The following is a 19833-nucleotide window of genomic DNA, read 5'->3' as shown; positions in this document are numbered from 1 at the left end:
GACCTCATGAGAACGACAACTTGGTTTCCCGCCGTGCTGCTGATGGCCGCCGCGCCAATGGCCTCGGCCGAGACGCTCACCCCGTACTGGTTCGACGGCTACGACCTCTCGCAGGACGCGGGGACGGCCAACGGCTTCAGTTCCTTCAACATCAACGCCGAACTGGGAGCGCCGCGGCAAGGCGGCCCGCTCGTGCCCACCGCTTACGTGACCAACACCGCCGACCCCACCAACGACTTCCGCCACCAGTTGTTCCCGCCGAGCAACGGCGTGCAGCCGTTGCAGCTCGCGGGCGACGGCTTCCTGCCCGGGGCGGCGCCGACGCTCGCGTCGCCCGACCTCGACTTCAGCGGCCCGGCCGGCGCCGACGTGTTGGGCAAGCGGGTCACGTTTAGCCTCGACGCGGCCTCGCTCATCCTGCAGCCGGGCAACCCGGCCAGCGCGTTCGTTCAGGCCGGCGTCACCCTCGGTTCGGCCAACCCGCTGGTCGCCGCCGACGCGATCGGCGGTCCGAAGTTCGGCGTCCTCTTCATTGAGGATACCTTCAGTGGCAATGGGGCCTTCCTGCAGTTCTTCAACGGCGAAGGGCTCGTGCAGAATCTGATCGCGAACCCAGCGGGTTTCGGCCCGATGGACGTGCAGATCGACATCGACGACCCGCTCGACGGGGACCCATGGAACGGCGTTGGCTCGACGGTGTTCGAAGTGTCGGTGAACGGCATGCCGGTAGGCGCCCCGCAGGAGTTCGGCGGCGGCGGTCTTACCAGCAACTACCTGACCCTGCTCGCGGGTCGCGACTTCGTGTCCAACGCGACCGTGACGCACCTGTTCGACAACCTGACCGTGTTCTCAGGTCCCGCTATCCCAGAGCCTTCCGCGGCCGGCTTGGCGACCCTCGGCCTCGCCGGGGCGGCTGCTCGGCGCCGCTCGAAACCTTGACTGTTACCAGACATCAACCTTGCGGGGGGACCCCACGCCGGCGACGGCCGGCGTGGAGGTCCCGCCGCGGCCGAGCGGCGGCTCCACGCCGTCGCAACCACACTTCGCTGTCAAGCGATCACCACAACACCTGCCTCACAACTCTTCTCTTGGAGTCCCCGATGCTCAAGCTCCGATCGACCCTCTCCCCGGCCGCGCTGATCGCTGCGGCCACCATCGCCGTGGGCGGCGCGCCGGCGTCGGCACAAGTGACGCCGGTCTTCTACGACGGCTTCAACGTCAGCGAAGCGGGCGGCACGACCTCCGGCGTGAGCAGCTTCAACATCAACGAGGAGATCGGCACGCCGCGGCAGGGCGGTCCGTTCGTGCCCGTGTCGTACGTCACCACAACGCCCGACGCCTCGAACAGCTTCGCCCACCAGCTGTTCCCCCCGAGCAACGGTGCGCAGCCCCTGCAGATCGCCGAAAACGGCAGCAACCCACCCAACGGCACGCCGCCGATCTTCTCGTACAAGACGATGGTCTCCCCCGATTTTAATTTCGACGGGGTGGTCGACGCCGGTGTCGTCGGTAAGCGGATCAGCTTCACGCTGGACGTCGGCGTCATCGCCGAGGAGGGGTTCCCCGGCAGCGGCACTTTCACACAGGCCGGCATCACGATCGGCGCCCCTACCACGCTGATCGACTCGGAGGACCAGGTCGGTGTCCAAGAGGGCCTGCCGATCCGCGACTACTTCTCGATCCACTTCGTCGAAGACAACTTGGCGGGCGGGCTAGGCTCGTTCATGCAGGCGTTCGCCGACGGGTTCATCATCCAAGACGAGGGCAACTCGGGCGTCGTCGTTGACCACATGGCGGGCGACGGCCTGCTCGCGGTGCAACTGGACATCGACGACCCCGCCGACGGCAACCCCTGGGACGGGATCGGCTCAACGGTCATCGACGTGTCGGTCAACGGCCTGCCGGTTTACAGTTACGAGAAGGCCGATGGCGGCTACACCGACAACTACATCACGCTGTTCGGCAGCCGCCAGTTCGCCGGCAACGCCCTGGCGGTCCACACCTTCGACGACTTCACGGTGTTCGCCGCCCCGACGGAGGCCGTGCCGGCGGACTACAACTTCGACGGACAGGTCAACGCGGCCGACTACACCGTCTTCCGCGACAGCGAGGGCGAATCGATCTCGCTGCCCGGTGAGAACCCCGACGCGATCACCCCCGGGCTCGTCGACGCCGAGGACTACGCGTTCTGGGCGTCGAACTACGGCGCCACGGCCGGCGGCGCGACCGCCGTACCCGAGCCTTCCGCGGCGGCGCTCGTTGGTTTCGCGTTGCTGGCTGGCGTGCGTCGCGGAAAGGCCTGAATCCTAACCCGCGAGCCGTCGTGCGCCCGGTCGGGGGCACGGATGAACCTTTTCTTGCTACGAGGAGAATAGCAGATGGCCCTTAGACGCCGCGGCTTCACGCTGGTGGAGTTGCTCGTTGTCATCGCGATCATTGGTGTGCTCGTCGCGCTGCTGCTGCCCGCGGTGCAGGCCGCGCGCGAGGCGGCCCGGCGTGCGCAGTGTGTGTCGCACCTGAAGAACTGGGCGACCGCGATGCACAACTACCACAGTGCACGGAAGCACTTCCCCCAGGGGGGCGTGCACGGCTGGACGCTCGACCCGTCGAGCTTCACGGGAAACGCCCAGACCGGCTGGACCAACGACCACGGCTCGTGGGTTGTGTGGACGCTCCCCTACGTAGAGGAGCAGGCGATCGCGGACACGCTGCCCGAGCTGTCCGATCCCGACATCTTCGACCCGATCGGCATGTGGGTCGCGGATCAGCGTTCGCGGCAGCCTGAATGGTTGCCGCCGTCGCTCGAGATCGGCCGCTGCCCGAGCGACCCGTTCACCTCGCCCGAGCCGGTCTTCAACTACACCGGGAGCACCGGGCCGCTGCTGCTGCCGTCCAACTGCGGCAACCGCGACGCGGCCGCACTCGCCGCGTTCAACGTCAATTGGAGCTCGATCGGGATCACCGTGCCGTTCACGGACCCGGTCTTCTGCGCGGGCGCGCCGCCCGGCGGCGACCCCGAGCGATGCCCGCAGACCGGGATGTTCAGCCGGGTGGCGTACTTCAAGGTGGCGGTGAAGCACGTGACCGACGGCACGACCAACACGCTGCTGCTGGGCGAGACCCTCATCGAGTCGTCGAAGCACACGCTCGACTACCCTCGTATCACGCTCAAGTACTGGGCCGGCAACGACATGGGGACGGCCCATGGCGCGACGACGATCCCCATCAATTGGCCGATCGATCCGGGCATCGACCGCTGCGCCGACGGGCCCGCGTTCTTCCGGGGCAACCACAAGGTGACGATCGGCTTCGAATCGAGCCACCCGGGCGGGGCGAACTTCGCTTACGCCGACGGCTCGGTCGCGTTCTTGCAAGACGACATCGACTTCACGACGTTCCAGTTGCTCGGGTCCAAAGACGACGGGCAGGCGATCTCGAAGCTCTAGACCCGCCGCGGCGGGTTGGCCCAACGCTCTGACCTTCTCTCGAGGTACTTCGTGCTCCGATTCCTATTTCTCTTGCTCGCCGGGACCGCCCTCGTAGGGTGCGGCGAGCCACGGGTCGTGCCGGTCGACGCGACCTTCACCTACGACGGCGAGCCCTTGCAGCAGGCGGCCGTGACGTTCGTCCGCCAGGGAGAGAAGGGCGGCCGCGCGGCGTTCGGCTCCACCGACGACGCGGGGCGGCTGTCGCTCACCACTTACTCCCCGAACGACGGCGCGCCCCCCGGCCAGTACCGCGTCGTCGTGATCAAGCCGCCCGAGAACGAGCAGACCTTCGAAGAGGTCGAGGTCACCGACGCGGAGTCGATGGTGAAGGCCTCGGCGCCGTCCGCCGCGGAAGCCCCGAGCCGCCGCAACAAGTGGGTCCGCACGCTGTTGCCAGAGGCCTACGCGGACCCGGGCACGACGCCGCTGACCTGCGAACTTTCGAGCCGCAACAACGAGTTCCAATTCGAACTGTCGAGCAAGCCGTGAGCCAGTTGTGCTTCAATAGAACGTCCTTCGCCGCGTCGCTCTTGGCTGCGCTGACGCTCGTGTCGGTTTCGGGTAGCCCCCTCTACGCGGACGACGACACAACGCAGATCACCGACACAGCGCGGATCACCTTGGTGCAACTGACGCTTCGTGGTCAGTCGCCCGATACGGTGATTGAGCGAATGCCTGCTTTTTTTGAGCAGGCGGCCGGCTACGGATCGGACCTGATCGTGTTTCCCGAGTACGTGCTCGGCTACCAGATCGATGCGGATCACCCGCGTGTGAAGCGCTTCCGTGAGCTCGCCGCACAGCACGGCATGTACGCGATCGCCGGGCTCGTCGAGAACCACGGTGACCGGTACGCCACGACGGCGCTCGTCGTCGACCGCGGCGGCGCGATCCTCGGCCGCTACCTGAAGACCCACCCCGCGTCGGGCCCCCCGCCCCATTTCTGGCCGCCGGTCGAAGGGTGGGACCAGGAGGCGCGGGGCATCCTCGGCGGGGGGTTCAAGGTCTTCCCGCTCGACTTCGGCACGATCGGCGTGCTGCAGTGTTACGACGGCTACTTCCCGGAGGCTTGGGGGTGCACCTCGTTCGGCGGCGCGGAGATCGTTCTGTGGATCAACGGCCGCGACGGGATGGTCGAGGACAGCCATTGCCGGTTCGCATCGGAGGCCTACGGCTGCGTCGTCGGGGCGAACATCACCGACGGCAAGAACACCGGCTTTGCCGGCCGCTACCTCAGCGCTGAGGGAGAGCCAGAGGAGGCCCGTTTGTTCCCCCGCATCGCCGAACCCGGCGACGCGTGCGTCCATGCGACGATCGACATGGCGGCCCTCCGCCGCCACCGCAAGCACCTCCGCACGATGCACCAGCGTCGCCCCGAGCTGTACGGCTTGCTGACGCGCGATGTGCGCGTCTGGCAAGACTACCCCCAGGTGCCGTGGGACCACCCGGACGCGCCGAAGTTCGTCAACCGATCGCAGCTGCCGCCCCCCGAAACCGACCCCGCCGATGAGCCACTCGCCGACGCCAACCCGCCCAACGCCGCCGCCCTCGACCGATGAGTCGCGTCGCGCGTTCCTGCGTGGCGCCGCCGCGGTCGGCGGGCTCTGCCTCGCGCCGCCCACGGGGGCGTTCGCTTCGCGGCGGCCGCTGCCCGACTCGGTCGCGCGCTACCTCAAGGAGCACACCGTACCGCGCGAAACGGTCGACCGATTCCTCGACCCCGACGCGCGGGTCTGGGCGCGGTTCCACCCGACCTACGGGTACCTGCTGCGTGACGCGTTCGTACGCGACGGCGTCGACGGCGCGCGCACTCTCGGGCGTTACGGCCGCGGGCGCGACTTCGGGGGTCCGCGCCGGCAAGTGAACTTCCCGGACGCGCCCTGCCGCATCAACACCTACGGCGACAGCTTCACCCAGGGCCACCAGGTCTCCGACGGCGAGACCTGGCAAGAGGTCTTGGCGGCGCACTTCTGCGAGCCGGTCCGCAATTGGGGCATCGGCGGATTCGGCGTGTACCAAGCCTGCCGGAGGATGCGCGACGTCGAAGCATCGGACATGGCGGCGTCGCACCTGGTGCTCAACATCTGGGGCGACGACCACCACCGCAGCGTGTACGCGTGGCGGTGGCTGAGCTTCCCGACCGAAGTGCTCTCGTCGATGACCGGCGTGATGTTCCACGCGAACCCGTGGGTGCACGCACGGTTGACCGAGAACGGGGACCTCGACGAGCGCCCCAACCTTTGCCCCACCCCCGAGTCGCTGTACGACTTGTGCGACACCGAGCGTGTGATCGACCTGTTCGGCAACGACGACGTGACACACGCACTGGTCGCGGCCAACACGGGGCGGCTGGACGATGCCGACGCGCTCCGCCGGCTGGCCGACGCGGGGGGAGTCGGATCGCTCGACCTCGGCGACGACGCGTCGCGCCGCCGCGCGGCCCGCCACGTGATGAATCGCTACGCGATCGCCGTGGGCAAGCTGGTGGTGGCCGACGCCGCTCGCCTTGCCCAGAGTAGCGGAAAGCGACTCATGGTGCTGCTGAGCCACCCGTCCGGTTCGGTCTGGCGGCACTGCGCCGGCGAGACGGCCGAAGAGGCCGGCGAGGTCGACTGGCACCCGACCGACTTCACCGAGAGCGTCAGGCGCCGCGGCCTGCCGGTGGTCGACACCGTGGAGGCGCACGTCGAAGACTTCGCCCGCTTCCGCGGCACGCCCAAGGAGTACGTCGACCGCTACTACATCGGGCACTACACGCCGACAGGCAACCACTTTTTTGCGTACGCCGTGAAGGACCAGATGGTCGCGTGGCTCAATCCCCTGCCGCCGTCGTACGCGGGCGCGGGCGACGAAACGCTGCTCCGCTTCGAGGGCTATCTGCCGGAATGAAGCGAGCCGCTCCGACGCTGGCTGTCGCGGCCTTCTGCCTCCTCGCGTCGTTCGCCGACGCGCACCAGAGCCTATCGCTCGACGTGCCGACGGCCGAACTCGGCGACGCGCCGCCGCCGCTACGCGGCTCCACCGAGTTCTTCGCCGAAGCCCTCCCGCTGCTCCGGCCCCGCTGCGATGAACGGGCGGCGGAGCTGCTCGATCGCGTTCGGCAGTTGCTGATGGACGCGCAACGCGTGCGCTGGGGCGCCGCGCCGGGAGCCGATCCGCGGCTGGCCGATCACCTCCGGGCGAAAGCGGAAGCGACGCTCGTCGATCTGTTGGAACGGATGCCGGGCGTGATCGTGATCGACCTGGACCGGGCGCCGCAAAACCTCAGCCGGGTCGCGGTCGATCCCCAACACAACACGCTGCTGCTGCGGGTGACGTCGGGCCGCGACGGCCCGACGGAGCTGCGCGTCATCGACTGGGACCTCACGGGGGAAGCGTTCGATCGATCGACCGAACTGGTGGCGCCCGACGCGGGCGAGGCGTGCGTCGTCGTTCGTCTGGCGGGCGTCCCCGAGGACCCGACGACGATCCGTTTTGCGGTGAGGCGCCGCTCGCAAACCGATCCGACGCTTTGGAACGCCATCGAGCTGACCACCCCGCCGTGGTCGCGGCTGCGTCTGACCCTGCGCGACGAGCGGAACGCGCCGACGCACGCGTTGGTGGCAATCCGGTCGGCCGCCGGCGGCGCCTACCGCGAACCGGCCGGGGCGGTGGACCTCCGCGCCCAGTTGAACGACGTCGTCGGCCCGCCGGTCAGCGAGCCGGGGCGCGGCTATATGTTCTTTTTGCCCGGTGAGAAGCGGGGCCGCTACTGGATCACGCCGCCTGAAACCGACATGACGCTGCCCGCCGGGCAGTGGGAGATCGTGGCGATGCGTGGGCCAGAGCACACGCCCGTGCGACAGCTCGTTGACCTGCGGCCAGAGCAGACGGTTGACGTCGAGCTGTCGCCGCGGCGGTGGACTCGGCAGTCAGACGAGGGGTGGTGGTCCGGCGACGACCATGTGCACGCGCGGCTGATGAGCGGGGCCGACGCCCAGCGGCTGCTCGACTACGCTGTCGCGGTCGACCTGGGCGTCGCCAACGTTCTCGAGATGGGCGATGCGTTACGCACCTACTACCCGCAGCGTGGGTTCGGCCCCGAGTTCCGGGCTCGGCGCGGCGACCACTGGCTCGTGCCGGGACAAGAGGACCCGCGTAGCGACCTGGGCCACGCGATCGGGCTGAACCTGCGCGGCAAAGTTCGCGACCTAAAGCATTACTTGCAGAACGATCGGCTCGCCGAGGCGATCCACGCCGATGGCGGGCTGTACGGCCACACGCACGTGGGCGCGAATGCCTGCTTCGTGCACCGCGAGATGGCCTTGTTCACCCCGCTAGAGATCGTCGATTTCAACAGCATCATGCAGGCAGACCTGGGCCTCGAGCTGTACTACGATTTCCTCAACCTCGGTTTCAAGATGACGGCGTCGGCCGGAGCTGACACGCCCTACGGCGGCACGGTCGGCGCGACGAGGGTTTACGCCCACACGGGCGACCCGACCGAGCTCAACCCCGACGCTTGGTTCGACGCCCTGCGTGCGGGGAAGACGTTTGTCACGAACGGCCCGATGCTGCGGCTGCGAGTCGCCGGCGCGGGGCCTGGTGAAACGGTCGCGGCAAACGAGGGCGAACCGCTGAACGTCGAGGTCCAGGCGGCGGGGGATCCGGGCTGGTCGGCGCCCGAGCGATTGGACCTCGTGTGGCGGGGCAAGAAGGTCGCGTCTGCCGAGTCGCCCGACGCTTCCCGCGAATCGCTACGAATAAGAACCGCGATCGATTGCGATGGCGGGGGGTGGCTCGCCGCCCACGCGATTGGGCACGACGGGTCCGAGGCCCACACGACGCCGGTGTACGTCGCCGGCCGGGACGGCTTCCACGGCGACCGCGAAGCCGTCGGTGCACTTGCGCAGCGGCAGCTGAAGGTGCTCGACGAGGTCGAGCAGATGCTCCAGGACGCCGAGCGGCTGGCGGCGGCGCCGGTGTCTCCTCAGAACCTGATCGCCAAGGTGACCGCCGCGCAGGCCGAAGAGGTTCGGCAGCGCGTAGCGTCGGCGCGCCGGTTCTATACCGAGTTGTCTCGCCGCTTCGAGGAGGCGACACCCGCTTCCAGCGCGGCCGCGGGGCGCGCCGCCGAGCCGTGAGGCGTCTGCCCGCGCTTGCGGAGCGCAGGGCACGCGGGCGCGCTGCCTCGGAGTCCCGCCGAGGCTATACTGCCGCGATGATCGGACCGCGCCACGGGCGTCAACGACGCCAACTCTTTCCGGGACGAGCCCGCTGGACGTCGCTTCCGGGGTCGCTCGCTCTTCTCACCAGCGCGGCGGCTGTGTTGTCGGCTTCGGGCCCTCGCTTGGTGGCGGCGCCGATTGATGGAGGGCCATCGGTGCTGCCGCCACGCACCCTCGCCGCGCTCGGTTACGAGCCCCTGTTCGATGGCGAATCGCTCCAAGGGTGGGGGGAACCCGACGGGCATGGCGGCGTGCAAGTCGTCGATCGGGAGATACGCCTGGCCGGAGACAGGAAGCTTGTCTTGGTAACCGATCGCGCTTTCGCGGACTTCCGACTCCAACTCGACGTCCGATGGCCGCGCGGCGGGGCTGGTTCGGGCGTGGTGTTGTGTTCCCGCGTCGAAGCCGGCGGCGTGAACGGGGCTCGAGAAGCCTTGCCGGATCGCGACTTCATCGGGCCAGCCGTCCGAGATGCCATCACGCCGAACGCGTGGAACCGCTACGACATCACCTCCCGCGGAGGGCGGACCCTCGTCCGCGTCAACGGCGTTCTCGTCAGCGAGCGGCGCGACGAGACACGCGGCGCCGGGCACATCGGCTTGAAACACGGCGGCGCACCGGGGGAGGCATCGCGCTTCCGCAATCTCTACCTAAAGCCGCTCCCCGTTTACCCGGCGCGAGGTGTCGTCGACTTGGTCGAGCAGACGCCGGACTCGATGTCAAAGATCTCCAACGGTACGATCCTCGCCGACTTCGGCCGGGTGGCGTTTGGCAACCTCGAGCTCACCCACCCCGGCGATGGCGTAAGGCGGGTGACCGTGCGGTTCGGCGAGAATTTGGAAGGCGGCCGCGTCGATCGTAGACCTCCGGGCACGGTGCGGTACGCAGAGGTAGAGGCTGACCTGGCGCCCAACCAAGCAACGCGCGTAGCGCCGGCGCCCGACGCACGGAACACGGGGCAGACTGCAGCGAGGCATCCGCCCGCGGTTCTTACACCGCCAGATTGGGGAGTCGTTACGCCCTTCCGATGGGTCGAAATAGAAGGACTGCCGTCGGATTTCCTTTTATCGGAAGGGGCGGCGGACCGGATCGTGCGTCGGGCTGCCTTTCCCTCCGATTGGGATCACCGAGCCGCGGCATTCGACTGCTCCGACCCGCGGCTGAACGCCGTCTGGCGGCTGTGCCGTTATTCGATCAAGGCGACCGCCTTCGCCGGCGTGTACGTCGACGGTGATCGAGAGCGGATCCCCTACGAGGCCGACGCCTACCTTAATCAGTTGAGCCATTACTACGCCGAGGGTGATGTGGGGTTCGCCCGCCGCACGCTTGACTGGCTGCTGGAAAACCCCACGTGGCCGACCGAATGGCAGCCGCATTTGATATTCATGGCGCACGCTGATTGGGTGCGGACGGCCGATGCCGACTGGCTGGGGCCTCGGTACGAAGCGCTGAAGGCGAAAACGCTTGCCTCCGGGCTCGGCCCGTCGGGGTTGGTGGAAAGCGACGACGAAGCTATCCGGCGTAACGACATCGTCGATTGGCCGCCCCCCGAGCGAGACGGCTACGTCCGTTCCCGTATCAACACGGTGGTCAACGCGTTTCATTACGCGGCGGTTGCGAAGATGGCCGAGCTCGCCCGGGCCATCGGCGAAGAGGCCGACGCGGCCGCGTACGAAGAGCACGCCAGCGAGTTCCGCGAGGTCTTCCGCCGCGAGCTGTTCGACCCGTCGTCTGGCCTGTTCAGCGACGGCAAGGGCATCGATCATTCTTCCTCCCACGCCAACTTCTTTCCATTGGCGTTCGGATTGACGCCCGAGCAGAATCGCGGCGAAGCCGCGAGGTGGTTGGCCGACCGCGGGATGCGCTGCTCGGTCTATGGCGCTCAGTACCTTCTCGAGGCTTTGTTCGAGAACGGCGCGGGCGAAGCCGCGGTTGATATGATCCTGGCTCCGGGAGACCGCAGCTGGCGTCACATGGTCGATTCGGGCGCTACGATCACCTGGGAAGCTTGGGATCGCGCCTACAAGCCAAACCTCGACTGGAATCACGCGTGGGGCGCAGCGCCGGCCAACCTGCTGCCGCGGTACGTGCTCGGAGTCGAGCCGGCAAGCCCGGGCTGGAAGCGCGTCCGCATCCGGCCGAAGCCGAGCGGATTAAGCTACGCGAAAGGGGTCGTTCCTTCCCCGCACGGGCCCATCGAGATCGATTGGCAGAGCGACGAGTCTTTCCGGATGGAAATCAAGGTTCCGGAGGGCGCGGTCGCCGACGTCTTCGTGCCACATGCCGCCGGGCGGCGTGGTGTCCGCGTCGACGGGCAGCCCGCTTCCGCGACGCGTGTAGGAGAGACCTGGCGGCTACACGAGCCGCTCTCCGGTCACCGGGTCATCGAATGCGAGTAATCCGCCTCCGGCTCGGCAGGTGGTATAGCCCTAGCGACTGCCGCCGAGCCGTCGCCGGGCCGTGTCGTGGTGGATCACACCGTCGGCTTCCTGCTGATTGGCGGACATCGGCTCGTCGATTGAAGTCCGCCTCGCACCTCGCCGGCCGCGACCCCAGCGCCCGCAGCGGATGTCCGTAAAGCGGAGATGTGACCCGATAGGCACGCCGGCAGGGCCGGCAGGGTCAGCCAAGGAAGCCCGTGATCGCCATAGCCTGCCTCTGGGGCTGACGCCGCCGGTCGTTCGTAGTGGCAACGGTCGTCACGGGAGCGAGCGGATGGGCAATAGGCCTGCCGACAAGCCTCCTTTTGCGACACCGCGGTGTCGAACCTCGCTGTCTGCGGCGAGAATGCAGCGCCACGCGCACGCCCCGCTTCTCTAATCTAATCGCGACCACGCTTGCCCGCCCCCGAAACTAGCGCAGAGAGTCAGCCGCCGATCGGCGTCATTGGTCTGGGCCTGCTAGGCTCAGCCCTGGCGGACCGGCTGCTCGATAGCGGCTTCGCTGTGCGTTGTTGGAATCGCACAAGGGAGAAGGCGGCGCCGTTGCTCGAGCGTGGAGCACAATGGTCGGATAACCCCTTCTCCGACTGCGAGACGGTCGTCGTCTGTGTGTACACGGCCGACGTGGTGCGCGAGACGCTTGAGCGGATGGCGCCCGCATTCCGCGGCGGCCGCCTAGTGATCGACGCCACGACAGCCGGCCCGGACGACGCGCCGCAGATCGGCGCGTGGCTGGCGCGGTCCGGAGTCGGATACCTCGAGTGCCCGATCGCCGCGTCGAGCGAGCAAACGCGACGCGGCGAAGCGGTCGCCTTCGTGGGCGGCTCGGCCGAGGACCTCCGACGCGCCCGCCCGGTCGTTGATGCGCTGGCCGCCTCGGCGCATCACGTGGGCCCGTGGGGCGCCGCGGCCAAGTTCAAGCTGGTCAACAACCTGATCCTGGGCCTCAATCGCGCGGCCCTCGCCGAGGGCCTCGCGCTGGCCGGGCGCCTCGGCCTCGAGCTGACTCAGACGCTCGACGTGCTCCGACAATGCAACGCCTACTCCGGGGTGATGGACACCAAGGGCGCGAAGATGGTCGCCGGCGACTGGTCCACCCAGGCGCGGCTGGCGCAGCACGGCAAGGACGTGCGGATCATCCTCCAGCAGGCTCGCTCACACGGCCTAGAGCTCCCGCTGACGTCGACCCACCTCGGGCTGCTGGAGCGCGGCGAACAGCTCGGCTACGGCGACCTCGACAACAGCGCGATCCTGCGTGTGATCGCCGAATCGAATAAAGACAATTGAGCATGATCGATACCACTCGACGGACGTTTCTGATCGGCTCCGGCGCGATGGCTCTGTCGCTCGCGGCCGCCTCCCGCGCACGTGCGGACGCTCCGTCTGAGCGTGTGCGGCTCGGCCTGATCGGCTGCGGCAGCCGCGGCCGCGCTTACTACGACCGGGCCGTCGCCGTTTGCGACCCCGACTCGGCGCGCCTCGCGGCCGGGGCCAAGGCGGCCGGCGTCGGCTCGTCCGACGCGCACACGGACCTCCGCCGCCTGCTCGACGACCCGGACATCGACGCGGTCGCCATCGCCACGCCGGACCACTGGCACGCGCCCGCGGCGATCCTCGCGTGCCAAGCGGGCAAGCACGTGTACGTGGAGAAGCCGGTCAGCCACAACTTCCGCGAGACGCAACTGCTCATGCAGGCCGTCGATCGGGCGGGCGTGGTCGCACAGCACGGGACGCAGAGCCGCTCGCGCCCCGCGATCCGGGACGCGATCGCCCGGCTGCGAGAGGGCGTGATCGGCGAGGTCTTGGTCGCCAAGGCGTGGAACATCCAGCACCGCGGCTCGATCGGCCATGCGAGCCCGACCGGGCCGCCCGAGGGCGTGGACTACGACACGTGGGTCGGTCCCGCCGAGTGGCTCCCCTACCAAGAGAACCGCTTCCACTCCGACTGGCATTGGTGGTGGAACTTTGGCACCGGCGACATCGGCAACGACGGCGCCCACGAGATCGACTACGCGCGGTGGGGCCTCGGCGTCGACGCGTTGCCAACGCGGGTCAACGCAACCGGTGGCAAGCTCTACTACGACGACGACCAGCAGTGCCCCGACACGGCGACCTGCGCGTTCGAATACGCGGGCGCCGAAGGCAAGCCGGCGAAGCAACTCTTGTTCGAGATGCGCCTCTGGTCGACCAATTACCCGATGAACTGCGACTCGGGCGCCGAGTTTTACGGGACCGAAGGGCAGATGTTCCTGTCGAAGCGGGGCAAACTGCGGATCGTGGGTCCGCGCAATGAGCCGATCGAAGAAAAGCGGTTCGGCCGCGAGAAGGGCTTCGCCCACCTCGACAACTTCCTCGCCGCCGTGCGTGGCGAGGCCGAGCTGAACGCGCCGCTTATCGAGGCCCACCGCAGCGTAGGGCCGATTCACTTGGCGAACGCCGCGATCCGCTCGGGCCAGTCGTTCTCTTTCGACCCCGTGAACGAGCGCGTCATCGACGCCGACGCCGCGGCGGCTTACCTGTCTCGGTCGTACCGCGAGGGCGGGCACTGGGCGATCCCGGAGTCGGCATGAAGGTTGTCCTAGTAGCCTGGCTCGCCTGCGGGTTGCTCCCGTTCGCCGCGACGGCCTGTGCCGGTGATTGGTCGGTCGATCGGAGCGAGGGCGCTGTGCTTGTATCGCTCGAAGGGCAGCCCGTCGTCGAGTACGCGTTTGCCGACGAGGCGATCCCGCGGCCCTACTTCGCGAGCCTCCGCACCCCCGCCGGCGTGCAGGTGACCCGGAACCACCCGCCGGTCGCAGGCGAGGACCGGATGGACCACCCCGACTACCACCCGGGCGTTTGGCTCGCCTTCGGCGACCTGAGCGGCGCCGACAACTGGCGGCTCGAGGCGTCGGTCGAGCACGTCCGCTTTATCCAAGAGCCGACCGTCGGCGCCGAGGCGGGCTCGGTCGTTTGGGCCGTGGAGAATCGCTACTCCGATAGCACCGGCGAGACGATCTGCCGCAGCGTCGCGCGGCACACCGTGCGACTCGCGCCCGAGGGAGTGCTGGTCACCTACGATGTCACGTTCTTTGGCGACAGCGCGTTCGCTTTCGGCGACCAAGAGGAGATGGGCCTGGGCGTGCGCGTGGCCACGCCGCTGCGTGTGGAAGAGGGCGGCCCCGACCCGGCGCCGCCTGGCGCCGGTCAGATTGTCGCCGACGGCGGCCGACGGGGCTCTGCCGAGGTCTGGGGCAAGCCGGCCGATTGGGTCGACTACCGCGGCGAGTTACACGGCGAGCCGGCGGGCCTCGCGATCTTCTGCCATCCTGGGAACTTCCGTCCCAGCCGGATGCACGCCCGCGATTACGGCTTCATCTGCGCCAACCCGTTCTCGCTCGCCGCGTTCGACGCAGGCGAGTCGCTGAGAACCACCGTCAAGCCGGGCGAGAGCTTGCGGTTACGGTACGCGGTGCTGGCGCACGGCGGCGAGCGGCTGACGGACGAACGCCTGGAGTCGGCGTGGCGCGCGTACGCCGAAGACTGTCCCTGACCGACAACCTGGCCACGGAGGCCCGCCGGCCTATGTCGGGCATGCACGCGATCGACTGGGCGATCCTGCCGATCTACCTGATCGGTGTGACGGTGCTGGGCGCATGGACGGCGCGGCGGGTCACCTCGTCGGGCGACTTCTTCATGCCGCGCCGCTTCGGCAAGGCGATGATGATTACCTTCGCGTTCGGCACGGGCACGTCGAGCGACCAGGCGGTAACGGTCGCGTCGAAGACGCTCACCAACGGCCTGTCGGCCATCTGGTGGCAGTGGGTCTGGCTCCCGGCGACGCCCTTCTACTGGCTGCTAGCGCCGATCTTCCGCAGGCTCCGAGCGGTCACCACGGCCGACGTGTACGAGCTGCGTTACGACCGCTCGGTCGGCGTGCTGTTCGCGATCGTCGGGGTGGCCGGCCTCGCCGTGAAGATCGGCCTGCTGCTCAAGGGCGCCGGCGCGATGGTCGACTCGTGCACCGGCGGCGTGGTCGACGCCAACCTGGCGATCCTCGTCGTGACGGGCCTGTTCCTCGCGTACGGCATGGCGGGCGGGCTCGGCGCCGCTGTGGTGACCGACTTCGTGCAGGGGCTGATGACGGTCGCCTTTTCGTTCTTGCTGTTGCCCTTTGTGCTCCATGCCACCGGCGGCATAGAGGGCGTCCGGCGCGTCGTCGGCGACTACAACCCACAGATGCTCTCGCTCCTCGCGCCGCAGAAGATCAACGTTTTCTTCGTCGTGATGTACTCGATCCAGGCGCTTGTCGGGATCGTCGCGCAGCCTTTCATCATGGGCGTGTGCGGGGCCGGGAAGACCGAGATGGACGGCCGCGTCGGCTTCATGGTCGGCAACCTCGTGAAGCGCGTGTGCACGATGGCTTGGGCGATCACGTCGCTCGCAGCGGTGGCGTGGCTCTTGGGGCGCGGCGTGGACCTGTCGACGGTCGAGCCTGACCACCTTTACGGGAACGTGGCCCGCGCGTTCTTGCCAGACATCCTGCCGGGCTTGCTGGGCGTGTTCTTGGCTTGTTTGCTCGCGTCGATCATGAGCTCGTGCGACGCGATCATGATCAGCGCGTCGGCCCTGTTTACCGAGAATCTCTACCGCCCCGCCCTGCCCGGCCGCCCGGACGGCCACTACATCGGCGTGGGTCGCCTGGCGTCGGCCGCGATCGTGGCGGTGGGCGTATGGTTCGCGTTCTGGGTGCCCAGCGTGGTCGAGGCGCTCGACATCTGGTTCAAGGTCGCGCCGCTCGTCGGCATCGCCTTCTGGATCGGTCTCTTCTGGCGCAAGGCGACGCCGGCCGGTGCGTGGGCCGGCACGCTCGCAGCGGTGGGCGCCTGGTGGCTGACAACACGGGAGGGCTTTGCGAGCTGGCTGTGGCAGTTCGCCTGGCTGCGAGACGCCGCCATCGTCCAGAGGCCAGCCGGCGGACCGCCAATCGCCGACGACGCGTGGATCATCGTCGCTTACTTGACAGCGGGCGTGGCCGCGTGTGTCCTTGTGAGCCTCGTCACCAAGCCGACCCCGGCCGAACGGCTCGACCGCTTCTACGATCTGACCCGCACGCCTGTCCGTGAGGGCGAGGTCGTGCCCGGCCCGTGCCGGATGCCCGAAGGGGTCTCTGCGCCGCCGCGGCGTATGCTTTTGCAGGCGGGCGGCTTTGAGGTGCCGATGCCGTCGGGCACGTCGGCGGCGGGTTTCGCCGCCGGCTGGGCGATGGTCGCTGTGATGGTGGCCGGCTTCGTTTGGATCGTCGGCTAGCGTGCCGTCTGCTTCTCAATCGCCATCTGTATGAAGCCCACGAGCCGCCCTCGGATTATGCGGATCGCACGAATCGGAGCCATCCGTGCGACCCGAGTCATCCCTGTTTCAAGCAGTTCAAGAACACGAAGCCCCCGTATCCGGGGAAACCGAATCCCATGAGCTACCCCCAATTCCTCACTTTATTCGCCCGCCGATCGGCTCTCGCAGCGGCGATCCTGGCGACGGCGGCCTCGGCGTTCGCGCTGGACGTCGAACAGACGCTGTGCGAGCACCTCCGCGATCCGCACGGTATCGATACACCGGCGCCGCGCCTCACGTGGCGGCTGAGTTCCGATGTGCGGGGCGACCGGCAGACGGCCTATCAGGTGCTTGTCGCTACGAGCCCGGGCCGCTTGCAGGCCGGGGAGGCCGATGCGTGGGACAGCGGCAAGGTGGAGTCGGACCGAAGTGTCCTCGTGCCCTACAGGGGGCGCGACCTGGAGTCGCACGAGCACCACTGGTGGAAGGTCCGAGTGTGGGACCACCGAGGCGAACCGTCCGAGTGGAGCGAGCCAGCCGAATGGCTGACCGGCGTGCTTGACGACGCCCAGTGGGACGCCGAGTGGATCGGTATCGACGTGCCGGACCGCACGTCCCATCTGAGCCAGGCGTCGTGGATCTGGCATCCCAAGGACGACGATGCACCCTTCGCCGCGCCGATTGGCCGCCGGTATTTCCGACGGGGGTTCAACTTGAGCGACACGCCGGTCCAGGGCGCCGTGCTGAGGATCACGGGTGACGACCACGTCGAGATCTTCCTCAACGGTCGCCGCCTCGGTACGCGGAGCGGGCCTAACTCCACCAAGGAACTCGACGTCACGAACCTCCTTCGCCCCGGCCGCAATGTGCTGGCCGTACGCGGCGAGAACCGCGGCGACGAGCCGAACCCGGCCGGCGTGATCGCGTGGATGCGAGTCGATCACGCTGATGGAGAGCATCAAACGATGGTCAGTGACGGCGATTGGCTCGCCGCCGCCGAAGAACACCCCGGCTGGGAGGCGCCCGACTTCGACGACTCGGGTTGGCAGGCCGCCCGCGTTCTCGGCGAGGTCAACTGCGAGCCGTGGGGCCCTGTCCGCTACGCCGAAGACCGCACACTCGCCGCACGCAACCTGCGGCGAGAGTTTACTCTCGACAAGCCGGTCGAGCGGGCGATCGTGTCGTGGTGCGGGCTCGGCGCGTCGGACCTGTTCGCCAACGGCGCGCCGGTCGGCGACCACGTCCTCTCGCCCGCTATGTCGCAGTACCCCGAGCGGGCGTACTACCTCACACGCGACGTGACCGACCAACTCCGCCAGGGCCGCAACGTGCTGGCGTGCCTGCTCGGCAATGGGCGCTTCTACTCGCCTCGGAGCGAGGTCTACGCGGGCATGCCGAGCTACGGCCCGCCTATGCTGCTGCTGCGGCTGACGGTCACGCACCCAGACGGATCGACGACGGTCGTCACCAGCGACCGCGATTGGCGCGTGACCGACCAGGGGCCGATCGTCGCCAACAACGAGTACGACGGCGAGGAATACGACGCCCGCCGTGAGCTGGGCGACTGGCGAGCCGTCGGGTACGACGAGAGCGACTGGCGCGAGCCGGACGAGCTCGACTCGCCGACCGAGCGGCTCCAGGCGGAGCCGATCGCTCCTATGCGCGTCACGCAGACGATCGAGCCAGTCTCGATCGACGAGCCGCGGCCCGGCGTGTTCGTCTTCGAATTCGGCCAGAACCTGGTCGGCGTGTGCCGCCTGAAGGTGAGCGGCCCGGCCGGGACGACAGTGCGCTTGCGCCACGCGGAGCGGCTAACCGACGACGGCGAGCTCTACCTCGAGAACCTGCGCGGCGCGAAAAACACGGACCGCTACACGCTCAAGGGCGGCGGCCAAGAGACCTGGACCCCGCGGTTCACGCTGCACGGCTTCCGCTACGCGGAGCTGACCGGCTACCCGGGCGAGCCGACGCCCGACTCGCTCGAGGCGCTGGTCGTGCACGACGACCTCGAGCCGGTCGGCCGCTTCGAGTGCGGCAATGACGTCATCAATCGCGTCTACCAGAACGCACGCTGGGGCTTCCGCGGCAACTACCGCACCGTGCCGCTCGACTGCCCGCAGCGCGACGAGCGGCAGGGCTGGCTCGGCGACCGGCTGGAGACCGCCCGCAGCGAGAGCTACGCGTTCAACGTGGCCGCGTTCTACGAGAAGTGGCTCGCCGATGTCCGCGACTCGCAGAAGCCCAACGGCAGCCTGCCGGACATCGCGCCGATCCACTGGCCGCGGTTCTCGGACAACGTGGTCTGGCCGAGCACGTCGATCCTCGCGCCGGGCATCCTCTACGAGCAGTACGGCGACCTGCGGCCGATCCGCGAGCAGTACGACTGCAACGCAAAATGGGTCGAGCACATGGCCGGCTACCTCCGCGACGACGGCCTGATCGCGCGCGACTCGTACGGCGACTGGTGCGTCCCCCCCGAGGCGCCCCACCTGATCCACACCGAGGACCCCGCGCGCATCACCGACACGACGCTCCTCGCCTCCGCGTTCTTCTACTACGACCTGACGCTGCTCGAGGAGCACGCCAAGCTGCTGGGCCGCACCGAAGACGCGCGGCGGTGGGGCCAGATGGCCGCCGACCTCCGCGACGCGGTCAACCGCGTGTACTACGACGCCGAGGCCGGTCAGTACGACAACGGCACGCAAACCTCATCGGTCCTCCCGCTCGCTTTCGGCTTGCCGCCCAGCGGCGAGCGAAACGAGCTGGCCACAACGCTCGCCCGGCACGTCGCCCAGCGCGACGGCGGCGCGATCGCCACCGGCCTGGTCGGCGGGCAGTTCCTCTGCCGCACGCTGACGGACATTGGCCGGCCCGACCTGGCGTACGCCATCGCGTCGCGCAGCGAGTACCCGAGCTGGGGCTACATGGCCGATCAAGGGGCCACCACAATCTGGGAGCTGTGGAACGGCGACACGGCCGACCCCGCGATGAACTCGGGCAACCACGTGATGCTGGTGGGCGACCTCGTCACGTGGCTCTACGAGGACCTGGCCGGCATCGCCGCCGACCCGGCCGCGCCGGGCTTTGAGCGGATCGTCATGCGACCCCAACCGGTCGACAGCCTCCCCTGGGCCCGGGCGAGCCTTGTCTCCCCGCATGGGCGGATCGAGAGCGACTGGCGGAAAGAGAACGGCCGCTTCCGCTGGCGCGTGCTCGTCCCGCCGGGTTCGACCGCGGAGGTCCACCTACCGACGGACGATGCGGAGAAGGTGACCGTGGATGGCGATGCGCTTGACGAAATCGAGGGCGTCACGGTAACGGGCGTACGCGACGGGCGAGTGGTGCTGGAAGCGGTGAGCGGGCGATTTGAGTTCGCGGTCGAGGAGTAAT

General features: G+C 68.4%; 13 protein-coding genes. All 13 read left to right on the top strand.

From position 1 onward, the window contains the following. Positions 1–6: 6 nt before the first annotated feature. Entirely contained in the window at positions 7–939 is a 933-nt protein-coding gene (locus RIC11_RS14680) for a PEP-CTERM sorting domain-containing protein (RefSeq protein WP_350212586.1), read from the top strand. A 161-nt stretch (positions 940–1100) separates the two neighbouring features. Continuing rightward, complete coding sequence (locus RIC11_RS14675) at positions 1101–2303, top strand: hypothetical protein (protein WP_350212585.1); 1203 nt, start codon at positions 1101–1103, stop codon at positions 2301–2303. A gap of 75 nt (positions 2304–2378) precedes the next feature. Beyond that, a complete protein-coding gene (locus RIC11_RS14670) occupies positions 2379–3446 on the top strand; it encodes a DUF1559 family PulG-like putative transporter (protein ID WP_350212583.1) in 1068 nt (355 codons plus the stop codon). Positions 3447–3497: 51 nt separating this feature from the next. Continuing rightward, complete coding sequence (locus tag RIC11_RS14665) at positions 3498–3977, top strand: hypothetical protein (protein WP_350212581.1); 480 nt, start codon at positions 3498–3500, stop codon at positions 3975–3977. Next, entirely contained in the window at positions 3974–5044 is a 1071-nt protein-coding gene (locus tag RIC11_RS14660) for a carbon-nitrogen hydrolase family protein (protein ID WP_350212579.1), read from the top strand. The genes RIC11_RS14665 and RIC11_RS14660 overlap by 4 nt, the downstream gene beginning before the upstream one ends. Then, positions 4992–6374: an SGNH/GDSL hydrolase family protein gene (locus RIC11_RS14655; protein WP_350212578.1), complete on the top strand. Its 1383-nt coding sequence runs from the start codon at positions 4992–4994 to the stop codon at positions 6372–6374. Before RIC11_RS14660 ends, RIC11_RS14655 begins: the two co-directional genes overlap by 53 nt. Further along, positions 6371–8608 carry a CehA/McbA family metallohydrolase gene (locus tag RIC11_RS14650; RefSeq protein ID WP_350212577.1) on the top strand — a complete coding sequence of 746 codons (2238 nt, stop codon included), beginning with the start codon at positions 6371–6373 and terminating at the stop codon, positions 8606–8608. Before RIC11_RS14655 ends, RIC11_RS14650 begins: the two co-directional genes overlap by 4 nt. A 239-nt stretch (positions 8609–8847) precedes the next feature. Further along, positions 8848–11091: a family 78 glycoside hydrolase catalytic domain gene (locus tag RIC11_RS14645; protein WP_350212575.1), complete on the top strand. Its 2244-nt coding sequence runs from the start codon at positions 8848–8850 to the stop codon at positions 11089–11091. Between the two features lie 438 nt (positions 11092–11529). Next, complete coding sequence (locus RIC11_RS14640) at positions 11530–12420, top strand: NAD(P)-dependent oxidoreductase (protein WP_350212573.1); 891 nt, start codon at positions 11530–11532, stop codon at positions 12418–12420. A gap of 2 nt (positions 12421–12422) precedes the next feature. Further along, positions 12423–13703 carry a Gfo/Idh/MocA family protein gene (locus RIC11_RS14635; RefSeq protein ID WP_350212571.1) on the top strand — a complete coding sequence of 427 codons (1281 nt, stop codon included), beginning with the start codon at positions 12423–12425 and terminating at the stop codon, positions 13701–13703. Between the two features lie 95 nt (positions 13704–13798). Then, positions 13799–14665, top strand: coding sequence for a DUF6807 family protein (locus tag RIC11_RS14630; RefSeq protein WP_350212569.1), 867 nt, complete (start codon positions 13799–13801; stop codon positions 14663–14665). Continuing rightward, a complete protein-coding gene (locus RIC11_RS14625; protein WP_350212567.1) occupies positions 14635–16422 on the top strand; it encodes a sodium:solute symporter family protein in 1788 nt (595 codons plus the stop codon). Before RIC11_RS14630 ends, RIC11_RS14625 begins: the two co-directional genes overlap by 31 nt. A 158-nt stretch (positions 16423–16580) precedes the next feature. Beyond that, positions 16581–19832, top strand: coding sequence for a family 78 glycoside hydrolase catalytic domain (locus tag RIC11_RS14620; protein WP_350212565.1), 3252 nt, complete (start codon positions 16581–16583; stop codon positions 19830–19832). Position 19833: the final 1 nt, after the last annotated feature.

It is taken from the genome of Botrimarina sp. (assembly GCF_040219535.1).
GTDB lineage: Bacteria > Planctomycetota > Planctomycetia > Pirellulales > Lacipirellulaceae > Botrimarina.
This window is presented reverse-complemented; position numbering and strand designations above follow the sequence as displayed.